At 29.9% G+C, this 24,787-nt stretch carries 14 protein-coding genes; 5 read left to right on the plus strand and 9 right to left on the minus strand.

All coding sequences use genetic code 11. From position 1 onward, the window contains the following. From ACSHW5_RS14410 to ACSHW5_RS14425, 4 genes are all read right to left on the minus strand, one after another. The coding region (locus ACSHW5_RS14410) for a hypothetical protein (protein WP_435676847.1) at positions 1–2,752 on the minus strand (2,752 nt) is incomplete at its 3' end. A 302-nt stretch (positions 2,753–3,054) separates the two neighbouring features. Next, entirely contained in the window at positions 3,055–4,398 is a 1,344-nt protein-coding gene (locus tag ACSHW5_RS14415) for a T9SS type A sorting domain-containing protein (RefSeq protein ID WP_435676848.1), read from the minus strand. A gap of 297 nt (positions 4,399–4,695) precedes the next feature. Further along, positions 4,696–8,826 (minus strand): hybrid sensor histidine kinase/response regulator transcription factor, encoded by a 4,131-nt coding sequence (locus ACSHW5_RS14420; RefSeq protein ID WP_435676849.1) that lies wholly within the window; start codon positions 8,824–8,826, stop codon positions 4,696–4,698. 411 nt (positions 8,827–9,237) lie between these two features. After that, on the minus strand, positions 9,238–10,011 hold the full coding sequence (locus ACSHW5_RS14425) for an XRE family transcriptional regulator (RefSeq protein WP_435676850.1): 774 nt from the start codon (positions 10,009–10,011) through the stop codon (positions 9,238–9,240). 52 nt (positions 10,012–10,063) lie between these two features. On the opposite strand from ACSHW5_RS14425, the gene dinB reads away from it, so the two are divergent. The 5 genes from dinB (at position 10,064) to ACSHW5_RS14450 (ending at position 17,802) form a co-directional block, all read left to right on the plus strand. Continuing rightward, entirely contained in the window at positions 10,064–11,278 is a 1,215-nt protein-coding gene (gene dinB / locus ACSHW5_RS14430; RefSeq protein WP_435676851.1) for a DNA polymerase IV, read from the plus strand. Between the two features lie 11 nt (positions 11,279–11,289). After that, entirely contained in the window at positions 11,290–14,250 is a 2,961-nt protein-coding gene (locus tag ACSHW5_RS14435) for a DNA polymerase III subunit alpha (RefSeq protein WP_435676852.1), read from the plus strand. 494 nt (positions 14,251–14,744) lie between these two features. Continuing rightward, a complete protein-coding gene (locus tag ACSHW5_RS14440; protein ID WP_435676853.1) occupies positions 14,745–14,906 on the plus strand; it encodes a hypothetical protein in 162 nt (53 codons plus the stop codon). A gap of 499 nt (positions 14,907–15,405) precedes the next feature. Then, positions 15,406–17,637, plus strand: a complete 2,232-nt coding sequence (locus tag ACSHW5_RS14445; RefSeq protein WP_435676854.1) for a T9SS type A sorting domain-containing protein — start codon at positions 15,406–15,408, stop codon at positions 17,635–17,637. Positions 17,638–17,640: 3 nt separating this feature from the next. Next, positions 17,641–17,802: a hypothetical protein gene (locus ACSHW5_RS14450; RefSeq protein ID WP_435676855.1), complete on the plus strand. Its 162-nt coding sequence runs from the start codon at positions 17,641–17,643 to the stop codon at positions 17,800–17,802. A 394-nt stretch (positions 17,803–18,196) separates the two neighbouring features. On the opposite strand, the gene ACSHW5_RS14455 is transcribed toward ACSHW5_RS14450, so the two are convergent. The 5 genes from ACSHW5_RS14455 to lpxA form a co-directional block, all read right to left on the minus strand. Further along, positions 18,197–21,160, minus strand: a complete 2,964-nt coding sequence (locus tag ACSHW5_RS14455) for a M16 family metallopeptidase (protein ID WP_435676856.1) — start codon at positions 21,158–21,160, stop codon at positions 18,197–18,199. Between the two features lie 106 nt (positions 21,161–21,266). Beyond that, the gene (gene sucD, locus ACSHW5_RS14460) at positions 21,267–22,139 is read right to left on the minus strand and encodes a succinate--CoA ligase subunit alpha (RefSeq protein ID WP_435676857.1); all 873 of its coding nucleotides are present in this window, start codon (positions 22,137–22,139) and stop codon (positions 21,267–21,269) included. 169 nt (positions 22,140–22,308) lie between these two features. Continuing rightward, positions 22,309–23,238, minus strand: a complete 930-nt coding sequence (locus tag ACSHW5_RS14465; protein ID WP_435676858.1) for a UDP-3-O-(3-hydroxymyristoyl)glucosamine N-acyltransferase — start codon at positions 23,236–23,238, stop codon at positions 22,309–22,311. A gap of 104 nt (positions 23,239–23,342) precedes the next feature. Continuing rightward, a complete protein-coding gene (gene efp, locus ACSHW5_RS14470; protein WP_435676859.1) occupies positions 23,343–23,909 on the minus strand; it encodes an elongation factor P in 567 nt (188 codons plus the stop codon). A gap of 91 nt (positions 23,910–24,000) precedes the next feature. Further along, positions 24,001–24,786 (minus strand): acyl-ACP--UDP-N-acetylglucosamine O-acyltransferase, encoded by a 786-nt coding sequence (lpxA, locus tag ACSHW5_RS14475; protein ID WP_435676860.1) that lies wholly within the window; start codon positions 24,784–24,786, stop codon positions 24,001–24,003. Position 24,787: the final 1 nt, after the last annotated feature.

A 24,787-nucleotide genomic window follows, 5' to 3' on the forward strand; every position in this document is an offset into this window, starting at 1 on the left:
TAAATACTTCTTTATTTAAAACATCTGTTATCTTTTTTATTTTGATGTTGTTAAAATGAACAATTGCTGTACTTTTTTCTGGGTTGATATAACCGTTATCTATAATAGTTAATCGTAAGTGTTTTGGTGATGTTTGGGCAACTACCCAAGCAACATCTCCAGAAACAATAATAGGCAACTTTTTAGCACTTTCTTTTAAATCTTTTTCTATTACTTTATAATATTCATCTGCTTTAAAAGTTTGTTTACCATCTGCAGAATAATAATTACGTCCGTCTGTGATGTATTCTTTCATAATGTTTTTATACAACGGATGAAGATTGTCTGATAGCTTGCTTCTTACCACATCTTTCTGTGCAAAAATGCCATTTTGAGTAGGTGTTATTAAAACCAAACCATTTTCATAAGGCGCTAAAAAGTTTAATCTTCGTTCTTTTACACCTGCAGCATATTTAGAAAAATCCCAATCTGTAATAGGTGCACCTGGCCATGTACCATTTAATCTACTCATTACAAACGGGTTATTCTTCTCAAAATCTTCATCATAAAAAGTAGTCCACTTTACATTAGAACCATCATTTAAAAAATGATGATCTGGTTCTTTCATGCTTAAATGGATTGGAGAAATACTTAAAATCTCACTACGTTTTGGCACATACAAAGCTCCTTTTGCAATCAATTCCCAATACAAGCTCATATAGTCTTGATCTATAGCAAAATTATTAATAAATTGAGCGCCATTTGCGGTATGAAAAACCAACATTCTTAAAAAATGATTTGGTAATCTTTGATACCCTAACTGTCTAGATCTATCAAAAGAAGCATTATCTGGCACTGCTCTTGTTCCCCAACTATCAACAGAACCGCTTGCCCAAATACCCATTCTACCCGCCAAACTTAACTCCATAGATTTGTCTGTGGTTTCTTCCATAGAAGGCACAAAAACATCTGCAAATTCACCAGACATTAAACGAGACCATGCTTTTAAATAATTAGAACCCAACCAAAAAATATTTTTGGATCTTAAAAAGATATTCGCATTTTTACTTTGTGAATATTTTGCCAATGGATAAATTAAATCTTCTAAAACATAATCTAAATCTTTAGAATGATCTTCTAATTCTGGATACACCAAAACGGTTTTTTTACCAGCTGCGATATCTAAAATCTTTTTAGTCGTTTCTAATTGATACATATATGGATCGTTACCATGACCTCCCCAATAAGAATATCCTTTTTGACCTTCGTATTTTGTTTTCACTATTTCAAGAATTTCTTCTTGAGTTAGCTTGTACTTCATACGACGATCTCTTTTGTTTCGATATGTATCGTTTTTAATAGATGATCTGTCCCATTTTTCTTTATCAAAATTTCCTGAGTTTAAAAAAACAGGACTGTCATAGGTAGTAGAAATCTCATTTTTTAAATTTTCTAAATTCCCAGGAATCTTTTCTGTCAATAAAAACACAGCTTGTGATGTCTTTTGATAATTAGGCTTCTTAAAGGCATCTAAATTATCTTTTATGTTTTTTGTGTTGACTAAAATTTTAGCAATTTTACCTATAGGTTGTAGGTTTTTAAATGATTTTTTCCAATCCTTATTTTCAGTATCGATTATATGAATACTACTTCCTCCACTTTGAGAACTTGCTAAAATTACTTTACCCGTAATTTTATCTTTACACATATCATTATAGGCATACGTACTCATTAATCGTTCGGTTTTTTTATTATCAAACGGATTGTAAATATGAATTTGGCTACCAACTCTACTTAGGTATGTAGTCTCATTTCCTTCATTCAAAACCACTGTATGTGTAATGTCATAACCAAAACTTATTTTTGTGATTTTGTTAAAAGTGAATTGATTTGAAATTAAATCATAGGTAGAAACTAACATATCTTTAGCATGAGCAGAAGTACCTAAAATTAGTTCTTCATTACCATCATTATTTATATCGGAAACTTTAAAATCGCCAATAGGTCTAATCTTAATTTTCTTTTTTAATTCTTTATTAACTTCAATTTTTACTTTCTTAAAAGGCACATCCTCCATCGGATTAAAAAAGTACAAGGTTCCGGGAGTATTCATATTATTGCTTGTTCCTAAAACGACCAGAATTTCTGAGCCATCTGCTTTTTTTACAGATCTTATAAAATTTGCTGTACAAATATTACTTTCTGGAATTTCTTTTTTAACCTTTCCCCAAGGTTTTTCTATCGAAAAAGTAGCAGACTTAATTTCTTTTACCAATTCTCCTTTATTAGATACATAGTAAATACTTTTATCAAAACCACCACAAACAACATAAGCAGCATTGTTTTTATTTACTACTGATACAGCGTACATTGGTGGCGGATTACTCAACCCTGTTTTAAATGTCCATAATAATTTTCCTTTATTATTTAAGCAATACACATTTCCATCAGCATTTGCTGTTACAATTTCATCGATGCCATCTCCATTAATATCTTGACACCAAATATCATGAATCATAAAACCAGATAATTTATTTTTCCATAGAATTTCACCTTCATAAGAAACAGCAAGTACAGTTCCTTCAAAACTTGTAGCAACTACATAAGACTCCCCTTTATTAATTGCAGTTCTAACTTTTAATATGGTTAAATCGGTATCAATACTTTTTATGGCATTGTTTATTGTAGGTGTTTGTAGTTTATTAGAAACACAATTAAAATTGACGAATACGATGCAAACGACAAGCAAATATTTTTTTATACTAGGATTCATTTATAATGGATTTTAAACTTATTATAAAATAAGTGATTTAAAAATTCTAAATTGTATCTGTAGATTTATTTTACGTCTGTAAACGTAAAATGAATTTATAATTACCTTCAGGGCCTCTTGTTTTATCATTTTATTCAGAAGAAATAAGAGATGCTTCTTTTTATTAAAAAAACATATAAAAATGTGTTTTACGAAAATAAACAATCAGAAAAGCTAAAAAAGGAATTCTTTTAAGATTATTTGAGGCAAAAAAAATGGTCTTAAATTAAATTTAAGACCATTTTTAATTTGTAAGAAATTAGTTATCTAACTACCACTTTCTTTATTTTAGATTTCCCTTCAGAAGTTACTCTTACTATGTAAATTCCGTTTGCTAAACCTGCAACAGAAACAGTATTTTCTTCGTTTAATTTCTGGATAGATTTTACTTTTCTACCTAAAATGTTATACATTTCTAAACTACTATTTACAGGAGCTTTAACGTTTAAAGTTGCTGTTTTGTCATTTACAAAAATGTTCACTCCCTCCAAAACATTGTTTTCTACCTTTAACACATCGTCTAAAGTAAGTGTTGCGGTCATTTGATCTAAATACACCATGTCTCCAGCATTTAAATTTTCTGCTACTGCACCTTCAGTTTCATCATCCCAATCTACAGCAAACCAAAAAATAACACCGTCAAAATCTTCTGTAACTTCTATATTAAAGGTTAGTTCTTCCCACTCCATTGCCGTATTTGTAGTAATTACTGAAGCAATTGGTTTGTTATCTATTTCCGTACCTCCTAAAGACAACTTAAGTCTGGTAGACACTTTTATAGGTGTTGCTCTATTGGTTTTTACCCACATTTTAATTTGGATATCTGAACCAGCAGTATATACACTTGGATATACTTTTTCATAAGTTGTAAAGTTCCAAAAAGGTTTGGTAGCATCTGCACTAAAATTAAAACCTAAACTTTGCGTACCATCATGAAACTCAGAGGTTGTTAATCCTCTAGAAGCAAAATCTACGCTTCCTGTAAGGTGCGCTGTACCAGAAGGCCCATCAAAACTTGGATTTTTAATAAACTCGCTATACGTGGTAGCTGGCATGGTAGTTAAAAACTCTATTTCATCTAAGTAAAAATCATCTGCATCTGTAGAAGAAACATTTTTTCTTACCATTAAATAGAAATTTGAAATAACCCCTTTCCATAAAGCAATGTCACTCATGTCTATGTAAGAAGTAACATATTCATCAGAATCTGGAGTAAAAATACCAAAATCGATATTTCCACCAGCATCTGTTTTTATGTTGTCATTATCTCCATTTTTACCACCTATTCTAAGATCAGTTCCTTTTGTACCATTTTTATATCTAATTCTGATAAATTTGGTAACGTCTGCATCAATTCCTGTTGTTGTTACATCATTAACACCAACTTTAATTCCAAAGTTAGCGTTGTCATTTATTCTATTTAATTGTAACGCGCCATCATTTGCAACACCTTCTGTTGCTGCATGAGTTACTGTACCGTTATTACCAAAGCTGGCACCCCAACCTTCTAAACTGGTACTAAATGTAAATGTTTGCGCACTTAAGCTTAAAGCAAAAAACGTGAAGCCTAAGAATACACTTTTTTTAAGTATTTTTTTTATCATCATAATAAGAATTTAAATTGTTCACTTCAAAGAAAGCAAACACATTAATTTTCTTTGTATTTGATAATAAAAACAATGTTGTTTTCAGTAAACAACTATAAATAAATGGTCTAAAAGATCTTTTAAAACACTTAAAAAAACCTTCCTTTAAAAAGAAAAGTACGACTAAGAATGACCATAATTCTCTGATATACTTTACTTTTATTGCTATTACAGGAAGAAGAAAAAAACGAAAACACTCAACCTAACTATCTAAATATCAGGTTGAGTGTTTTTTGTGTGAAAAAATAAAAAAAGTTTTTAAGAAAATTTATTTTCATTCTCTTTTGCGTATTTACTTGGAGAAACCTCATATTTTTCTTTAAATATTTTGGTAAAATGTGTTCTACTTTTAAAACCTGTCATTAAAAAAACTTCATTTACAGACAATTTTTGATGCACTAAAAATTGTGCTGCTTTTTTAAGACGATACATTTTTATAAGCTCAAAAGGAGTTTGATTTGTTAGCACTTTTACTTTTTGATAAAAATGCGTTCTATTCAAATAGAGTTCTTTGGCTAAAGTATTGATATCAAAATCTTGATTGTCTAAATTTTCTTCCATGATACTATACAGCTTCTCTAAAAAAGCATTATCATTTCTATTGTTTTTGTTGTTTTCTTTTGTTAACGGAATACCTACTTGATACCTTTCTCTTAATTGTTTTCTATTACTAAGTAACGCTTCTGTATTTGTAATTAAGCGTTGTACATTAAAAGGTTTTTTAATATAGGCATCTGCACCATCTCTAAGCCCTCTTACATGATCTTCTATATTGGTTAAAGCCGTCAGCAAAATTACAGGAATATGACTTGTTTTTAAATTAGATTTTATGGCAATACATAAATCTAAGCCATTTAACTGTGGCATTTGTACATCGCTAATTACAATATCTGGCCAAGTATTTTCTAAAGCATCTAAACATTCTTGTCCGTCTCTAAAAGCCTTCACTTTAAAATATTTAGACAAAATACCTGTAACATAGTTTCTCATTTCTAAATTATCTTCCGCATAAAATATTAACGATTCAGAAAATTCGCCACTTACATTCACGGTTGTTAAAACCTCTTCTTGTAAAGTTTGTTTGTCTAAAACTATTTCTTTTTCTTTTGGCAGTGCTACTGTTTTTTTATCTAAAACTTCATCTTGTTCCACTTGTTGTTTTACAATGGGCAACTGAAAACTGATAGTAGTTCCTTCATTTACAATACTAGCCGCGCTAATGTATCCATAATGCATCTCTACTAATTTTTTAGAAAAAGCCAATCCAATACCTGACCCCGCAATATGTTCTTTTTGCGTAGATTCTGATTGATAAAATCTTTCAAAAATATGTTCTAAATCTATTGCATCAATTCCCATACCTGTATCGGTTACAGCAACATGTAAGTCTTTCTCATCACAACTAAACTCCAATTTAATACTGTCTCCTTCCTTGGTATATTTAAAGGCATTGTTTATTAAGTTATTGCAAATTTTTTCTATTTTATTTTTGTCTCCAGAAACTATAATATTTTTATCTTTTGCAATTAGCTCAAAGTTTTTTTGATCTTTATTGGCTAAAAACATAAAATCATTGGTTAATTCTTGTAAAAAAATATTAAAATTAAATCTCGAATAATTCATTTTTAACAAATTAGCCTCGGCTCTTCTAAAATCATGAACTTGATCTACTAATTGTCTTATTTTTTTTGTTTGACGTTTTACCAGACTTAACTTTTCTGAAACGTCTAAATTATTTTTATATCTATCTAACAATACGTCTACAGGTCCAGTAATAAGAGTGATTGGAGTTTTAATTTCATGTGAAATGTTAGAAAAGAAACGCAGTTTAGATTCATTTAATTCTTTAACGGTGTCTTTTTCTAATTTTTCTATTGCTACATTATGGTTTAAAGATTGAATTTTAGTGATGGTATATATTATTAAATAGAGAATTATAATCAATAACAATGCATAGATAACATAAGCTGTATTTGTTTTCCAAAAAGGAGGAACAATTACAATTTTAAGCTTTTTAGGAGCTGTCCATTCATTTAAGGAGTTAGAAGCCATAAAACTAAACTCATACTCACCTGGTGGTAAACCACTGTAATTAATAACATTATTATTTGATGCCGTTTTTACCCACTCTTTATTTATTGGATGTAACTTGTATTTTAACGAATGATTTTTAGGATTGGAAAAGTGTAAACTAGCAATGTTAAAAGAAAACACGTTTTCATCATGGTTTAGCGTAATCTCATTTAGCTGAAACAAACTTTTTTCTAGAATTACCCTATTTTTTATGGTGTCTCCTGGATAAATTTCACGGTTAAATATTTTAAAATTCTCTAATTGTACTTTGGGCAATTCTTCTTTATTAATAATTTTATCCGGATTAAAATAACACAAACCATCTAATCCTGGAAAAAGAAGTGTACCATTGCTAAGTTTTTCTGATGAGAACAAAAAATCTTCAAAAGGCAACCCGTCTATCAAATAAAATTTTCTGAAAACTTTACTTTTTAAATCAAATTTATTTAAACCAATATTGGTAGAAATCCACAAACTATGTTCATTATCTGCCAAGATGCTTTTTACCACATTGTTAGAAAGCCCCTTTTTTTCTGTAAATGAAATAAAGGATAATTCATTATTTTTTTCTTCTACTTTGCAAATACCTCCACTTTCTGTACCCACCCATAAATTGTTATTTGGCAACCTTAAAATAGAGGTTACAAAATTGCTTGAAATAGAATTTTTATTATTTTTATCATTTACAAATTGACGAATACTTAATTCTTTTATGGGTATATCTTTACCATTATCTACTCTAAACAAACCATCAGAATCTACACCAATCCAAATAAAATTCTTTAAAGGATCTGCATAAATATATCTTGCTAGCGATATTTTTTTAGTCGTAAAAAAAGGATTTTCATTTAAAGATTCTATTTTTTTAATGGCATTTACAGCATCTATAGTTAGTTTAAAAACATCATGACTAGCACCAATCCAAATATTTCCATTTTTATCTTCTGTAAAAGATCTAAAAGACTGTGTAAGGCTGTTATCAAAATAAACAGATTCAATTTTTTCTAATTTTTTACTTCCTGGTTTTACTCTAAAAAAACCAACTCCCATAATTTTTAACCAGGTATTTCCTTTTGAATCTACAAAAACAGAAGACACATTTAATAAATGCTCTTTAGGCACTTTAAATGGCAAGGGTTCAAATTTTTCTGTTGCTGTATTTAACAAAGCAATACCACCAAAAGTACTTGTAATAAAAACTCTTGTACTATCTACCTTAGAAATATGAGTTACTGTATTAGAAGCAATGCCATACTTATATCCCATTGCTTTATTATATTTCTTAAAAGGATTTTCTTTTATATCAAATTGATATAAGCCTTCATTAAAAGACCCCACCCAAATATTATTATCTGCACTAATTATGCTACTAATTCTTAACCGATCTACATCATCATTAAAGGATTCTACTGTAAATTCTTTTGTACTGTTGCACGTTAAGTTCTCTTTAATATTGTTAATTTTAAGAATACCTTTATTTAAAGTACCCAACCATAAATCTCCATTATTATCTACACATAATTTATTTAACTGCTTTTCTAATAATAATTGTTTTTTTAATGTAAATTCATTTTTATCAGCATTATAACATACCACGCCTAAACCATACTCTAAACTAATAAGTAACAAGGAATCATTTAAAGAAATAATTTCGGAAGTGTGGCTAATGTTAACATCTAATATTTTTTTAAACGTGTTTTCTTTGCTATCAAAAAAGAACAATCCTTTAGATGTGGTAAAAACTAAGTTTTCATCCTGTAACTCTAAAACATCGTAAAAGTTTAAACTGTTAGATTTATTTTCTACAGGAACAAAGTTGTTTAGCAAGGTATAATTTTCATCGAATATAAAAATCCCCTTTCCTTCTGTTAAACAGTAAATTTTGTTTTTCTTCTTATTGATAAAAACCTTTCTTATAATCGGTCCGCTATTGTCTTTGCCAATAAGTTTGTTTGAATATAATTTTATAAATTTTTCTTGAGAAGACTTATATATTGTAATACCTTGATCTGTACCAATCCATAAATTATTTTTTGCATCTTCTACAATAGATCTTACCCTGTTACTTGTAAGAATATCTGTGTCTATGGTATTTTTAAAAGTTACTGTTTTATAGCCATCATACTTGTTAATACCTTCATAAGTACCTATCCATAAAAAACCCCTGCTATCTTTTAAAACACTGGTAACCCCGTTATGTGCTAAGCCGTCTGAAATAGTTATTTTCTTTGTATACTCAATTTTTTTTTCTTGAGAATAAAAGTTTATTGTACTTAAAAATGTCAATAAAAAGATGAAGGAATATTTTTTTAACATCGGCATATAAAATTTAATAAAGCAATAAAAATACTAAAGTTTATTTGTTTTAAGATACTAATAAATTTATTAGACCTTAGAAATATTATAATTCCTTTTATCAAAACCATTTAAACCGTTATACTTCTGCAACTTATACACCAATAAAAAAGACATATAACAGTAAAAACTCTTTATAAAGGTTGATAAAAAAACACCTATATAAATGTCACTAATTATGATACTCTAGATATGTTACTGTTTGATTAATTCCTTTTTAAGGAAAAAACAAGCCTATATATTACGTAACTAGTTTACTATTTTTGCCCATTCTATAATGCAATCTGTTATCTAAGAAATCTTTCCATTTCAATAATAAAACATCACTAACTTAGACTGTTAAGTAAATTTATGACTATATTCTTTACCTCACTAAACTAAAGACTTTTTCAATGCCTCCAACTCTACTCCTAGTCCGTTAAACATCTGAATAATACTACTCAATTTCAATTCGTGTTCCTCATATTCTTGTGTATTAATACTACAGGTAAATTTCCATAATTCTAAAATTTCAGAAACAGGTACTTCATAAGATTGATAAGAAGGATTGTCTGGTTTTAGTAAAAAAGATTGTTTTTCTACTACCAAGTTTTCCAATCTTTTATACGTCATTCCATCATCTTTTGTAACCACAATGTAAGACAGTCCGCTTTTGGCTTCTTTTATATCTTCAACAAATTCTGCTACTACATAAGAACCATCTTTCATAGGCAACATAGAATCTCCTTTTATCGGGAAAGCGCGGTGTTTTCCCGTTGGCAAAAACGGCAATTTTATTTTTTGTAATTGCTCTATATATTCCGGATCATCATACCCTAATAAATAACCAGCAGATGTTTTTGAAGGAATAACCTCTATTAAATTTTCATTATCACTATCTACCGTTATTGGAAACAATACTCTTTTATTTCCAACTTCAATAAAAGAAACATCTTTTGCTTTTGTTAAATCATTTTTGATAATAATATCAATAGGTATTTTAAAATAGGTAGAAAAATCGATCAAAAAATCAATGGTTGGTGAAGATCTATTCTCTTCATAAGAACTTATTCTTGATCTTGTTACCAACAATTCTTCCGCCAAAGACTCTTGCGTTAACCCTTTTAAACCTCTTAAATGTTTGATGTTTTTAGATAAATTATTCATAATGCTACAATATTGAGCAACAAATGTATGAATTTGTAGCTAATTTTACATCGTGAAAAAAAATATTTTACATCTCGATTTAGATACTTTTTTTGTCTCTTGTGAACGACTGATTGATAGTCGATTGCAAAAGAAACCGTTGTTGGTTGGCGGAACAGGAGACAGAGGTGTTGTAGCTGCTTGTAGTTATGAAACAAGAAGATTTGGCGTGCATTCTGGTATGTCTATGAAAATTGCCAGAAAATTATGTCCTGAAGCAACCGTTATTAGAGGAGATACAAGTATCTACTCTAAATACTCAAATATTGTTACAGAAATCATCAAAGAAAAAGTCCCCATTTTTGAGAAAGCGAGTATTGATGAATTTTATGCAGATCTTTCTGGAATGGATGCTTTTTTTGGCAGTTATAAATATGCTTCTGAATTACGTCAAAGAATTATTAAAGAAAGTGGTTTGCCTATTTCTTTCGGAATGTCGCAAAACAAAATTGTGTCTAAAGTTGCCACTGGCGAAGCAAAACCGAACAATCAATTATTGATTGATGCTGGTTTTGAAAAAGATTTTTTAGCGCCTTTATCTATTAAAAAAATTCCATCCGTAGGAAATAAAACCTATCAAATTCTTAGAAACCTTGGCGTTGATAAAGTAAAAGTGATTCAAGAAATGCCTTTAGAAATGATGATAAGTGTTTTGGGTAAAAACGGAAAAACCATTTGGAAACGTGCTAACGGAATAGACAATGCGCCAATAATTGCTTTTCACGAACGTAAATCTTTATCCACAGAAAGAACTTACACAAAAGATACCATTGATATGATAAAGTTAAAAGAAACCATTTTTGCAATGGCAGAAAACTTAGCGTATCAATTGAGAAAAGGAGACAAACTTGCAGGCGTAATCAGTGTAAAAATTAGATATTCAGATTTTAACACGTATAGCAAACAGGTAAAAATTCCATACACAAGCGCAGACCATATTATTATTCCTGCTGTTTTAGAATTGTTTAAAAAACTATATCAACGTAGATTGTTAATACGATTGGTAGGTGTAAAAATCTCTGATATTGTAAGTGGAAATTATCAAATTAATTTATTTGATGACACAGAACAACTATTAGATTTATACAACGCAATGGATACGGTTCGCAACAAATATGGAGAAAAAAGTATTATGAGAGCGGCTTCTATGGGCGCAAAATCTATTGGCCGTTTTAACAATCCTTTTAACGGAGAACCTCCGCTGGTTTTAGCACACAGAAAACAATAATTCATCTTTTTATGTATTTAAACTGTCATACATATTATTCTTTACGCTACGGAACATTTTCTGAAGTAGCGCTACTAGAACTTGCAAAAGAAAACAACATAAAAAGTATTGCGCTTACAGATATTAACAATACTTCTGCCTGTATAAATTTTATACAACAAGCTAAAAAGTATAACATTAAACCTGTAATAGGTGTTGATTTTAGAAATGGAAATACCCAACAATTTGTAGCACTTGCAAAAAGCAATCTTGGTTTTCAAAACATCAATCACTATTTATCTTCTTTTTTAGAAACGAAAACCAATATTCCAGCAATCCCTAATTATTTAGAAGATGTGTTTATTATTTATCCGTTTGAAAAAGTGTTAGAATTAAATATCACAGATTTTAAAGACCATGAATTTATAGGAATTTCTATTGCCGAGATTAATAAACTTCGTTTTTCTCATTTAAAAAAATTTACAGATAAATTGGTCATTCAACAACAAGTAACACTTCGAAATAAAAAAGATTTTAATGCACACAGATTGTTACGCGCCATAGATAACAATACTTTATTAAGTAAACTCCCTACAACAGAACAATGCTTAACAACAGATGTAATACACTCGCTAACAGCACTAAAAGAACATTTTAAAGAGTTTCCGTTTATCCTTAAAAACACAAATTCTATTTTACAACAATGCAACATCAACTTCGATTTTAATAACGCTCGTAAAAATCAGAACCTAAATCTGTATTGCAAAAGTTTTGAAGAAGATTGCAACATGTTATTGCAATTGTGTGATGCAAATATTCATAAGAGATACTCAAATCCAACTAAAAAAGTACATGATAGACTTCAAAAAGAATTGAAAGTAATTATCGATTTAAAGTTTGTTTCCTTTTTTTTAATCAATTATGATATTATAAAACACGCTAAAAGCAACAACTTTTTTCATGTGGGTAGAGGAAGTGGCGCCAACAGTATTGTAGCTTATATTTTAGGGATTACAGATGTAGATCCTATAGAATTAGATTTATATTTCGAGCGATTTATCAATCCGTTTAGAGCTTCTCCGCCCGATTTTGATATCGATTTTTCTTGGAAGGATAGAAATATAATGACACAATATATTTTTAATCGATTTGAGAATGTGGCATTGTTGGCAACTTACGTTACGTTTAAATACAAGGCTGTTATTAGAGAATTAGGTAAGGTTTTTGGGCTGCCAAAAGAAGAAATTGATAAATTAAGTAAAGGTATTGCGCCAAATCAATTAGATGATATTGCAAAACTGGTTTTAAAATACGGTAAATTAATTGAAGGTTTCCCCAATTATGTGAGTGTACATTCCGCAGGAATTTTAATTCTAAACAAACCAATTCATTATTATTCTGCCACCAATTTACCTCCAAAAGGATTTTCTACCGTTCAGTTTGATATGAATATTGCAGATGATGTGGGTATTTTTAAGTTTGATATTTTAGGGCAACGTGGCTTGGCAAAAATTAAAGACGCCTTAGAAATTATCAAAGAAAACAATCCTAATAATCCACCAATAGACATTACAGATGTAGAAACTTTTAAGAAGGATAAAAACATCAATAATCTTTTAAAAACAGGTGGCGCCATTGGTGCGTATTATGTAGAATCTCCCGCAATGCGTGGATTGATGCAAAAATTACAAACGGAAGATTATATTGGTTTGGTAGCTGCAAGTTCTATAATTAGACCAGGCGTTTCTGGCTCTGGAATGAAAGATGAATTTATAAAAAGACATCGTTTTCCTGAAAAAAGAAAAGAAGCAAATCCTATTTTATTACAAATTATGCCAGAGACTTATGGCGTTATGGTCTATCAAGAAGATGTAATGAAAGTTGCCAATCAGTTTGCAGATTTAACCTTGGGTGAAGCCGATGTTTTACGAAGAGGAATGAGCGGAAAATACCGTTCTGTAGCAGAATTTAAAGCAGTTGAAGATAAATTTATTGCCAATTGCAGAAAAAAAGGACACAAAGACCATTTAATTTTTGAAGTTTGGAATCAGATTAAAAGTTTTGCAGGCTACGCTTTTGCTAAAGGACATTCTGCTTCTTATGCTGTTGAGAGTTACCAAAGTTTATTTTTAAAATGCTACTACCCTATTGAGTTTATGACAGCAGTTTTAAATAATGGTGGCGGATTTTATTCCGCAGAACATTATATTCATGAAGCAAAAATGTGTGGCGCCATTGTAGAATTGCCTTGTATAAATAAAAGCGATCATGCAAATACTGTAAAAGGAAAAACGATTTATTTAGGTTTTGGATATCTCAAAAATCTAGAAGATTTATTAATCCAACGAATTTTAACGGAACGTCAATTGTATGGTAATTTTCTTTCTTTGGATGATTTTATAGATCGTGTTACCATCTCCATAGAACAACTAACGGTTTTAATAAGAATTGATGGGTTTCGATTTACAAACAAACCAAAAACAGCCTTATTATGGCAAGCAACTTTTAAATTAAGTGCTACAAAAAAAACAGTAGGGGAATTTCAAGGAAAATTATTTCGAGTTCAAAATCAGCATTTTGAAATCCCGAAATTAAATACGCATTGGTTAGAAAATGTATATGATGAAATGGAATTGTTAGGTTTTACCATTCATGATTATTTTTCATTGCTTACAGACAAATTGCATCCACATATAAAAGCAAAAAACATGAGTGAGTTTTCAAATAAAAACGTGTTGCTTTACGGACAATTAGTAACCACTCGTTACAACAAAACTTCACAAGGAAAACTCATGCGATTAAGTACATTTATAGATGCAGATGGTATTTATTTTGATGCTGTACATTTTACAAATGTAGTGCATCAATACCCAATAAACGGAATGGGAATTTATGCCTGTTATGGTAAAATTACAGACCGTTTTGGTTTTTGTAGTATGAACATTATTCAGTCTAAAAAAATGAGTATTGCAGGAGATCCTAGAAATTCTTAATCATCAACATTCTGTATCGGAATACGAAATAACAACATTCAACTTAAAATAACATCTGTATAAAATACATATTTGTAGTTTATACTTTTATATATTTCTACCAATCTAATTTTATAGAATTACAGCTTCGTTTATAAAAATGGTAAAGCTAACATCAGTTTCTACTAGAGTAAAACAATAGATAACTTTCCTTTTTTAATAGTCTAAATGAATTAAGAAGTATACTATAAATAGTAGAAAAATAAAAAGATAACACCTATTCAATTAAAGCAATTTTCTATTTTACACCCTAAAATAAGAGCCCATTTTGAATATTTCATAAATTTACCACCAAATTACTTATATTAATTAATTAATATACAGTAAAATGTATTTTTTTCATATATAGAAATAAATTTAATAAAAAAAGAATATATTTGTAAAAAACTTAGAAACTACAGAACGAACTGTAACAAAAAAATAATCATTCATTAAATAAAACAAATTCAATTTCTATGAAAACACAAAACACACCAGAAATCACAAGAAAAGAAGCAATCAAAAAGATTGGAAACTATGGTAAATATGCAGCATTAACAGCATTAGGTACCTATTTAATTTTAAACCCACAAAAAGCGCAAGCATCAAGTCCGGCAGCACCAGGTTTAGATTTTTAGTAAATATATATTCCTAAATAATGGACATCGATACAAATTATTAATATAGGATAACATTTAATAATTAAAACTGAGCAATGAGGTCATTGTTCAGTTTTATTGATTTATAAAAATAATAAACCTAATAAACTATTATCAATTAAAACATAATATAGTGTTGATCAAAGTAGTATAAAACCAATACTACTTTCTTGTCATAAAATTACACCCCCTTCTCCTCCCTACACTTTGTATGCAATCCTGTTAAACAATACGCTTAAAAAAAGATTTATCAATAAATAAACAGCATTAACTTACAAGCTATTTCTTACTAGTAAAATAGATTATGTAAACTTTGTGTTATTTTTTTTACAAATCATAAATATTTTGTACATTACACTTGCGTTTTTGTATTTTTGTTATTGATTTGTTCTTACAATTCATTGATTATTAACAATGTAAAATCAATAAAAACAAGGTATAACTGTTTAAAATTTACCTAACATAAATTTAAAAAAACATGAATAAAAAACTCTTTTCAAAATTAACATTATTAATATGTTCATTTTTATTAATAACCGCAACTTCCGTAAATGCCACAAGTTTATTTTTAAATGAATCTTCTATAGCAGCATCTATTGATGATTCTAATAACGGTAAGGTTTCTGAACAAATAAATACAGAAAATAACAACATAGCCACCAACAGTGCTGTGGCTACTGTTTTTAGAGTTCTTCTTCGTGTAGATACTGAATCTCAGACTCATAAAGTTGCACATATATATTATTATTTCTCTGGATCTTTAGGTATTGATAATAACGATGCAGTTGTTTTTACAAATTATCCTTTCGACATATATTCAAGACTAATAAATGGTGAATTTCCAGGTCAAGATTTCCAGAATCAAACTCTACCTGATTCAAACTTTGAGGAAATGGTAGTGCCAATAGGTCTTAATGCAACAATAAACAGCGAAATAAAATTTAGTTTTGAATTTGAGAATCAACCTGCAGGCATTAATGTTTATTTTGAAGATAGAGAGCAAAAAACACTTACCTTAATAACAGGATCTAAAGTAAATGGAACTAATGAAGAAGCAATTACAGAATACACAGCTACAACAAGTGTAACTTCAACAGATGGTAATACTGGAATAGGCCGTTTTTTTCTGCATACAAGTGCAAATCCTATAAAAATTGCAACAGGAACTGATTGGAATACAGCTACAAACTGGAATCCGAATGGAATACCAGAAGCCAACGAAAATGTTGTTATACCAGATGGTATTACCATGTCTATTTCTTCTGGTAATGCAGTAGCTAACAATACATTTGTAAAAAGTGGAGCCGCATTAACTATTGATCCTTCTGCAAATTTAACACTTACTACAGGTTCTATAACAATAGACTCTGACGTTACAAAAAACGGGTCTTTTATAGGAAAAAGTTATGGAGGAAATATTAAATATAACCGATATGTAGATACAGATTGGCACATTATTTCTTCAATGGTTACGAATCAAAATTTAAACACTTTTGCAACCAATGTAGCAAATAATATTACAAATAAAGAAGAAAGTGGAAACACCAAATATGCACTTGGTCCATATTCTACAAGTGCAAATGCCTGGACCTACTATAACTCTTCGAATATTGGTAGTGCAGGAAATTTTATGGAAGGAGTTGGTTATGCAGCTCAAAAAAATACCGCGGGTGTATTAAGTTTTATTGGTGCTAATAGAGTAACAGATGCTGGTACAACTATAGCTGCTAATAGTGGTACTTCTATAGGTTTTAGAAGTTTAGGAAACCCATACCCTTCTTACATTCCTATAAATACAGATGATAACTTTATTACAACTAATAGTGCTGCATTAAAAACAGAAAACAAAGCTATTTATATTTATGAAAACTTAATAAATAAATATGAGCCAATAGTAGACTCAGATGCAGATAGATACTTAGCGCCAGGACAAGGTTTTTTAATAAAAACAAATTCTGGAGGTGGCACAATTTCTATTCCACAAACTATGCAAAGTCATCAAACAGGAACTACTTTTAGTAGAACCACTTCTACTATTACTCGAATAATCATGAGTCTCACGGATGGTACAAATTTTAGTAAATCTAAGGTTTTCTATTCAGAAAATGGATCTAAAGGTATAGATGATAATGATGCAGGAGTTTTTGCCAATTATGATTTTGATATTTACTCTAAGCTAGTAGATGGTACTTATGCCGATACAGATTTTTTTACACAAACATTACCCAATTCAGATTACGAAACAATGATAGTGCCTATTGGTGTTAAAGCAGAAGAAAACACACAAATTACGTTTAATTTTACTCATGAAGCTTTACCTGCAGGATATATGATTTTCTTAGAAGATAGAGAATTAGGAACTTTTACAAGAGTAGATAATGGTAGTAATTACATTACAACAAGCAACACCAACGGAATTGGTCGTTTTTATTTACATACCACAACATCTACTTTAGCTACACAAAACACTACACTCCCTACAACTACTATTTACAGCAATCATAACAGCATACAAATTAAAGGATTGTCTCTAGGGACAACAGAAGTTACTTTATTTGATGTATTGGGTAGAGTAATTTTTAAAGATCGTTTTACAGATAAAAATTCTTATGAAATTTCAACAAATAAATTAACAAAAAGTAATTTTTATATTGTATATTTGCAAACTTTAGAGGGAACCTTAAGTAAAAAAGTAATTATTAATAAATAAAGCATGAAAACACAAAACAACACAGAAATCACAAGAAAAGAAGCAATCAAAAAGATTGGGAACTACGGTAAATATGCAGCATTAACTGCATTAGGTACCTATTTAATTTTAAACCCACAAAAAGCGCAAGCATCAAGTCCTGCAGCACCAGGTTTAGATTTTTAATAATACTAAATAAAAATAAAAACCCTGTAAATACAATTTACAGGGTTTTATTTTTATATCTATTTTATTTTATCAGAATACTACTTCATTTTTAAACAATACACATCCTTTACTATAAGTCTTTCTACAGACACCTTTACCAGTCCAAACAAAGGGTAACATAAAATATCAATCAATTTTGTACGAGTTATATTCAAAAACTTGAATTTAATATTGAATATGCTTCTTTTTTTTGATTTTAAACATCGTAAAAGTCCAGTAACTTTATATAATAGAAAAGGCTGTCAAAAAAGCTATTAATTTTATTTAAATGAATGTAAATCAATTTAATAAAAAATTCACTTCTAAGACAGCCTCTTTTCTTGCAGAAAAATACCGTAAAGAAAAATTATGCTTATTGCTTTACTTCTTTTTTATCAACATAATTAAATAAATAATCTATATCTAATTCTTTAATTTTCCCTAGTTTTTTAAGTGAAGCCACATTTAAATCTTTCTTGTTACCAATTACCATAACGTTATAAGATTCTCCTTTAATATTTTTATTAAAAAAGGCTTTTAAATCTTCCATTGTCATGCCTTTTATAATATTGTACATTTCTTCTCTGTTATCATTATCGATGCCCAATTTTTTCAATCGTTCATAAGACCAAAAAATACTAGATTTTGTAATTCTTTGTGCTGCTAATTTTTTTAATGTAGCTTCTTTAGCGGCGTTAAATTGCTTTTCTGCTTCTGGCATTTCATTCATTAAATCCATCATTGCATCTACAGCTTGTTCTAACTTATTGGCTTGAGTACCCACATAAGCCATTACATAGTTTGCCTCATCTTTCTTAGAAGCATTACTATAAGCAGCAAAAGCAGAATACGCTAAAGATTTAGACTCTCTTATTTCTTGAAATACTATGGATGATAAACCACTACCAAAATATGTATTAAACAAGGTAGAAGCAGCCATATTTTCTGGTTTAAAAGGTTCTCCTTTTGCTAAAAACATCAATTCGGTTTGTACCATATCGTAATTAGTAAAAAAGACATTACCGCCAGTTTCTGTTTCTTTATATTCTTTTGCTTCCGGATATTCTTTTAACTCACCAAATATTTTATGATGAGTATTTAATGAAGTAACAGCATTATTTACATCTTTACCATAATAAAAAATACGTTGTTTGTAATTCTTCATATCTTTTATAATACCTACCAACTCTTCTGGATTAATTGCCTTTAATTCATCTATTTGCATGATGTCTCTTAAAGGTGAATTTTCACCATATTTACCGTAATTCATCAAGCCGTTCCATAGAATATTTCCTTTCTGAGTTTTTCCGTCTTGGCGGCCTTTGTAAATTTTTTCAACATATTTATTATAAGTATCTTGATCTGCTTTTCCATTATCCCAAAGATGCTCTAACAAGGTTAACCCTTTTGCAAGGTTTTCTTTTAAACCATTTAAACCAACATAAGTTTTATCATTTGCTGTACTTACGTAATATGAAATACCTAACTTATAAAACTCTTTTTTAAGCTCTTCATTGGTGTATTTATCTGTACCAATATATTCTAAATACCCAGCAGCTAAAGTTAGTTTTTTATCATTATCAGACCCTAAATCAAAAATGATATTCATATCAAACAAATCATTTTTTTCATTTTCTACATAGGAAACTTTAATTCCATTTTCAGTTTTTGTTTCCTTTATAGCTGTTTTATAATCTACAAATTTAGGTTGTAAAGGTGCTGCTTCAATTTTATTAAATGTTGTTAAATAATCTGAACTTTTGTCTCTATTTAAATGCACAGGTGTAATTCCAGGATTTGCTACTTTTACAATATTTTTATCCTCACCTTTTCTTTTGTATGTAATTACATAATTATCTTGATAAAAAGTATTTGCAAATTTCACCAACTCTTCTTTACTAATTTTCTTTAATTCTTCTAAAAACTGAACTCTTTCTGCCCAATTTTGATGATAAATAAAAGCGTTTACATAGGTATCTGCTAATGCTGAATTATCTTCATATTGTTTTGTCCGGCTTAATTTTAAGTCATTTACCACAGCTTCAATCATCCATTCGTCAAATTCACCCTTTTTTAACTTCTCTATTTGAGCTAGCAACAACTCTTTAACTTCGTCTAAAGATTGACCCGTTTTTGGATTTCCTGTAAAAGCATGATACCCATAATCATTTAAAAAAGTAGGCGAACAACTTGCTCTTTGTACCAATTGTTTTTGATTCAAATTTAAATCGATAATACCTGCATTACCATTCGCCAATATCATATCGCAAAGCGTTACCATTTTTTCTTCTTCAGAATTTATACCTTCAGATCTAAAGGCAATAGAAATAGATTCGGATGTTGGTCCGAAAACTTCATTTACAATGGGCGCTGTAATTTTTTCTTCTTTAGCCAATGTTGGATGCGTTAATTCTTTTCTTTCAAATTTTCCGAAAGCATCATTTACTTTTTTAATAGTGGGTTCAAACTCAAAATCTCCTACCAAAACTACCGCCATATTATTAGGTACATAATATTTGTTAAAATAATTATGAATATCTACCATAGAAGGATTTTTTAAATGCTCTCCTGTACCAATAGTTGTTTGTTGCCCGTAAGGATGTTTAGGAAATAAACCATCTAACATTGCGGCGTAACGTTTTCTAAAATCATTGTCTTGGCCGCGATTAAACTCTTCAAAAACTGCCTCTAATTCTGTATGAAATAAGCGCAATACCAATGTTCCAAAACGTTCTGATTCTAAATCTACCCATTTGTTAAATTCATTTGCAGGAATTTTATTTGTATACACCGTTTGCTCAAACCAAGTATAAGCATTTGTACCTGTTGCTCCTAAAGACCCTGTCATTTTATCATATTCATTGGCAATTGAATGGTTAGATGCTTCTAAAGAAACCTCATCAATTTCTTTATAAAGTGCTAGTTTTTTATCGGCATCTTTTTCTGCTCTGTGCTGTTCATACAAATCAGAAATTTTTTCTAAATATCCCTTTTCTTTTTCCCAATCTGCTGTACCTATTTTATGAGTTCCTTTAAAAACCATGTGTTCTAAATAATGCGCCAAACCTGTAGATTCTTTCGGATCGTAATTAGAACCTGCTCTAACAGCAATATAGGTTTGAATCTTAGGTTCATCAGCATTCTGACTTAAATATACTTTTAAACCATTTTCTAAAGTGTACAAGCGCAAACCTGTTGGATCATTTTCTACCGTTTCGTAGGTTAAACCATTGGTATCTTTCTCTGATGTTACTTTGTAACTCTTCTCTTCATTCGTTTTACAACTTACTGCTGTAATTAACAAAAAGCTAATGCATAACAATTTTAATTCTTTCATAAATATTAATTTTGGTTGAAATAAAAAACTCCGATGAATTTACGAATTCAACGGAGTTTAAGCTATATTATTATGAAACTTTAACAGTTTCTTAAAGAAAATCTATTTACTTTAATACTTTAGCAATCATTTCTCCAATTTTTGCAGGAGAACTTACAACGTGAATTCCGTTTGCTGCTAATATTTTCATTTTTGCTTGCGCTGTATCATCAGCACCACCAACAATTGCACCTGCGTGCCCCATTGTTCTTCCTGCTGGCGCAGTTTGACCTGCAATAAAACCAACAACTGGTTTTCTATTTCCATCAGCTTTAATCCATTGTGCCGCTTCTGCTTCAAGATTACCACCAATTTCACCAATCATTACAATTGCTTCTGTTTCTGGGTCATTCATTAATAACTCAACTGCCTCTTTAGTTGTAGTACCAATAATTGGATCTCCACCAATACCAATAGCAGTTGTAATTCCAAATCCTTGTTTTACAACTTGGTCTGCAGCTTCATACGTTAAAGTTCCTGATTTAGAAACAATACCAACTCCACCTTTTTTAAAGATAAAACCTGGCATAATACCAACTTTAGCTTCACCCGGTGTAATTACTCCTGGACAGTTAGGTCCAACAAGTCTACAATCTCTACTATCTATATATGCTTTTACTTTAACCATGTCTGCGGTAGGAATTCCTTCAGTAATACAAATAATTACCTTAATTCCTGCATCTGCAGATTCCATAATTGCATCCGCAGCAAATGCCGGTGGTACAAAAATAATTGAAGTATCTGCTCCTACTTCTTCTACAGATTCTTTAACGGTATTAAAAACAGGTTTTCCTAAATGTACTTGACCTCCTTTTCCTGGAGTAACTCCTCCAACAACATTTGTTCCATAATCAATCATTTGACCAGCATGAAAAGTACCTTCACTACCAGTAAAACCTTGTACAATAATTTTTGAATTCTTATTTACTAAAACACTCATTGGTTTGTTATTTTATCCCATTTCTGTAAAATTTTCCCAAAGGGAAGATAAAATGGAGTTTGATTTAATTTATAACACAAAAATAGTTCTTTGTTCTCTTTTTAAAAAAGAAAATTCAACAATTATATTGATAGAATTCTTTATAAAAAGTTAAAATTTATTAAAAACCTTATTTGCTATTTTTTCGCTCTTTTAAAAAACGTTTTAATTCTGCTAATTCTTTTAACTTTTCTCTTGATTCTGAAATTGGAGTTCCAAAATAAGTTTTTCCTCCAGCTACCGATTTAGTTACACCTGTTTGCCCCAAAATAACCGCCTTCTCTCCAATTGTTATTCCGCTTGTTGTGCCTACTTGTCCCCAAATAGTAACTTCATCTTCAATAATTACACAACCTGCAATTCCTGTTTGAGAAGCAATTAAACATTTCTTGCCAATTTTTGTATCATGTCCAACATGCACTTGGTTGTCAATTTTTGTTCCCTTACCAATTGTTGTATCTCCGGTAACTCCTTTATCTATGGTACAAGAAGCTCCTAAATCTACAAAATCTTCTAGCACAACTCTTCCTCCAGAAATTAATTTATCAAAACCTTCTGGTCTGTTTTTATAATAAAAAGCATCTGCTCCTAAAACAGTATTTGCATGAATGATAACATTATTGCCAATTACAGCGTTATCATAAATTGTAACATTTGGATGAATTACACAGTTTTTACCAATACTTACATTATTGCCAATAAAAACATTGGGTTGTATAATGGTATTTTCTCCAATAGTTGCACTTTCTGCAATACTAACTTTTGATGCAATAAAAGGATTAAAATGATTTGTTATTTTATTAAAATCACGAAAAGGATCGTCTGAAATTAATAAAGCTTTACCAACCGGACAAGCTACTTTTTTGTTGATTAAAATTGTAGTTGCAGCAGAATTAAGAGCTTTGTCATAATATTTTGGATGATCAACAAAAACGATATCACCTTTTTCTACAACATGAATTTCGTTAATTCCTAAAATTTCAAAATTAGAATCACCAATGTATTCAATATTTAGTAATAACGAAATCTCTTTAAGGGTTTTTGGTTTTTTGAATTTCATGTTTTCAACAGATAGTTCACAGTTGACAGTATTCAGTCAACTAGATTGCGAGGGAACTGCAAACTGCAAACTGCAAACTGATGACTTTTAACTTTTTTATTCTTTTATTCTTTTATTCTTTCTTGATATGTTCCCTTAGTAGTTTCTACCTTAATTTTATCACCTTCATTAATAAACAAAGGTACATTTACACTAGCTCCTGTTTCTACAGTTGCAGGTTTTGTTGCATTTGTAGCTGTATTTCCTTTAACACCTGGTTCTGCATGGGTAACTTCTAAAATTACACTTGCCGGTAAATCTACAGAAAGTGGCATATTGTCTTCAGAGTTAATAATTATAGTTACAATTTCTCCTTCTTTCATTAATCCAGGGTTGTCTAAAGCAGCTTCTAACAAACGAATTTGAGTATAATCTACCTCGTTCATAAAATGATAGAATTCTCCATCATGATATAAAAATTGAAACTTATGTGTTTCTACACGAACATCTTCTATTTTTCTTCCTGCAGGAAAGGTGTTATCTATCACTTTTCCGTTGGTAACACTTTTTAATTTTGTTCTAACAAAAGCTGGACCTTTTCCTGGTTTTACGTGTAAAAATTCTACAATTTTATAAATATCGTTGTTATATCTAATACACAATCCGTTTCTAATATCTGATGTTGTTGCCATTATTTTTTTATGCTTTTTGCCATACAGCTTTAAACTGTAAGTCATTATTTTAGTTAATTCCTATTAAATAAATCTAATTTCTTAAGATATTTTAGTTTACATTAAAATACCCTTTCATAATACCTCTATGCGAATCTTTTATAAATTGTATAATTTCATCACGTTCTGGTGTTGCTTCCATCTCTGCTTCAATTATATTTATTGCTTGGGTATAGTTGTAATTTTTTTGGAATAAAATTCTATAGATATTCTGAATTTCTCTTATTTTTTCTGTAGTATATCCTCTTCTTCGCAATCCTACTGAGTTAATACCCACATAAGATAATGGTTCTCTTGCTGCTTTTACATAAGGTGGTACATCTTTTCTAACCAATGAACCCCCAGTTACAAATGCATGATTGCCAACTGCGGCAAATTGATGTACAGCAACCATTCCTGCCAATACAACATTGTCTCCAATAGTTACATGACCTGCCAAAGTAGAATTGTTAGAAAAAATACAATTATCACCAACTATTACATCATGTGCAATATGACAATAAGCCATAATTAAACAATTATTGCCAATGACGGTTTTCATCCTATCTGAAGTACCTCTATTAATGGTAACACATTCTCTAATAGTTACATTGTTCCCTATTTCTACAGTGGTTTCTTCGTCATTAAACTTTAAATCTTGTGGAATTGCAGAAATTACTGCTCCTGGAAAAATCCTACAATTTTCACCAATTATTGCACCTTCCATAATTGTAACATTAGAACCAATCCAAGTTCCTGATCCAATGGTTACATTGTTATGAATAGTTGTAAAAGGTTCTATAACTACGTTTCTTGCTATTTTTGCTTGCGGATGAACATACGCTAGTGGCTGATTCATA

The sequence above is a fragment of the Polaribacter sp. genome (genome assembly GCF_051251875.1).
In the GTDB taxonomy this organism is placed as follows: Bacteria; Bacteroidota; Bacteroidia; order Flavobacteriales; family Flavobacteriaceae; genus Polaribacter.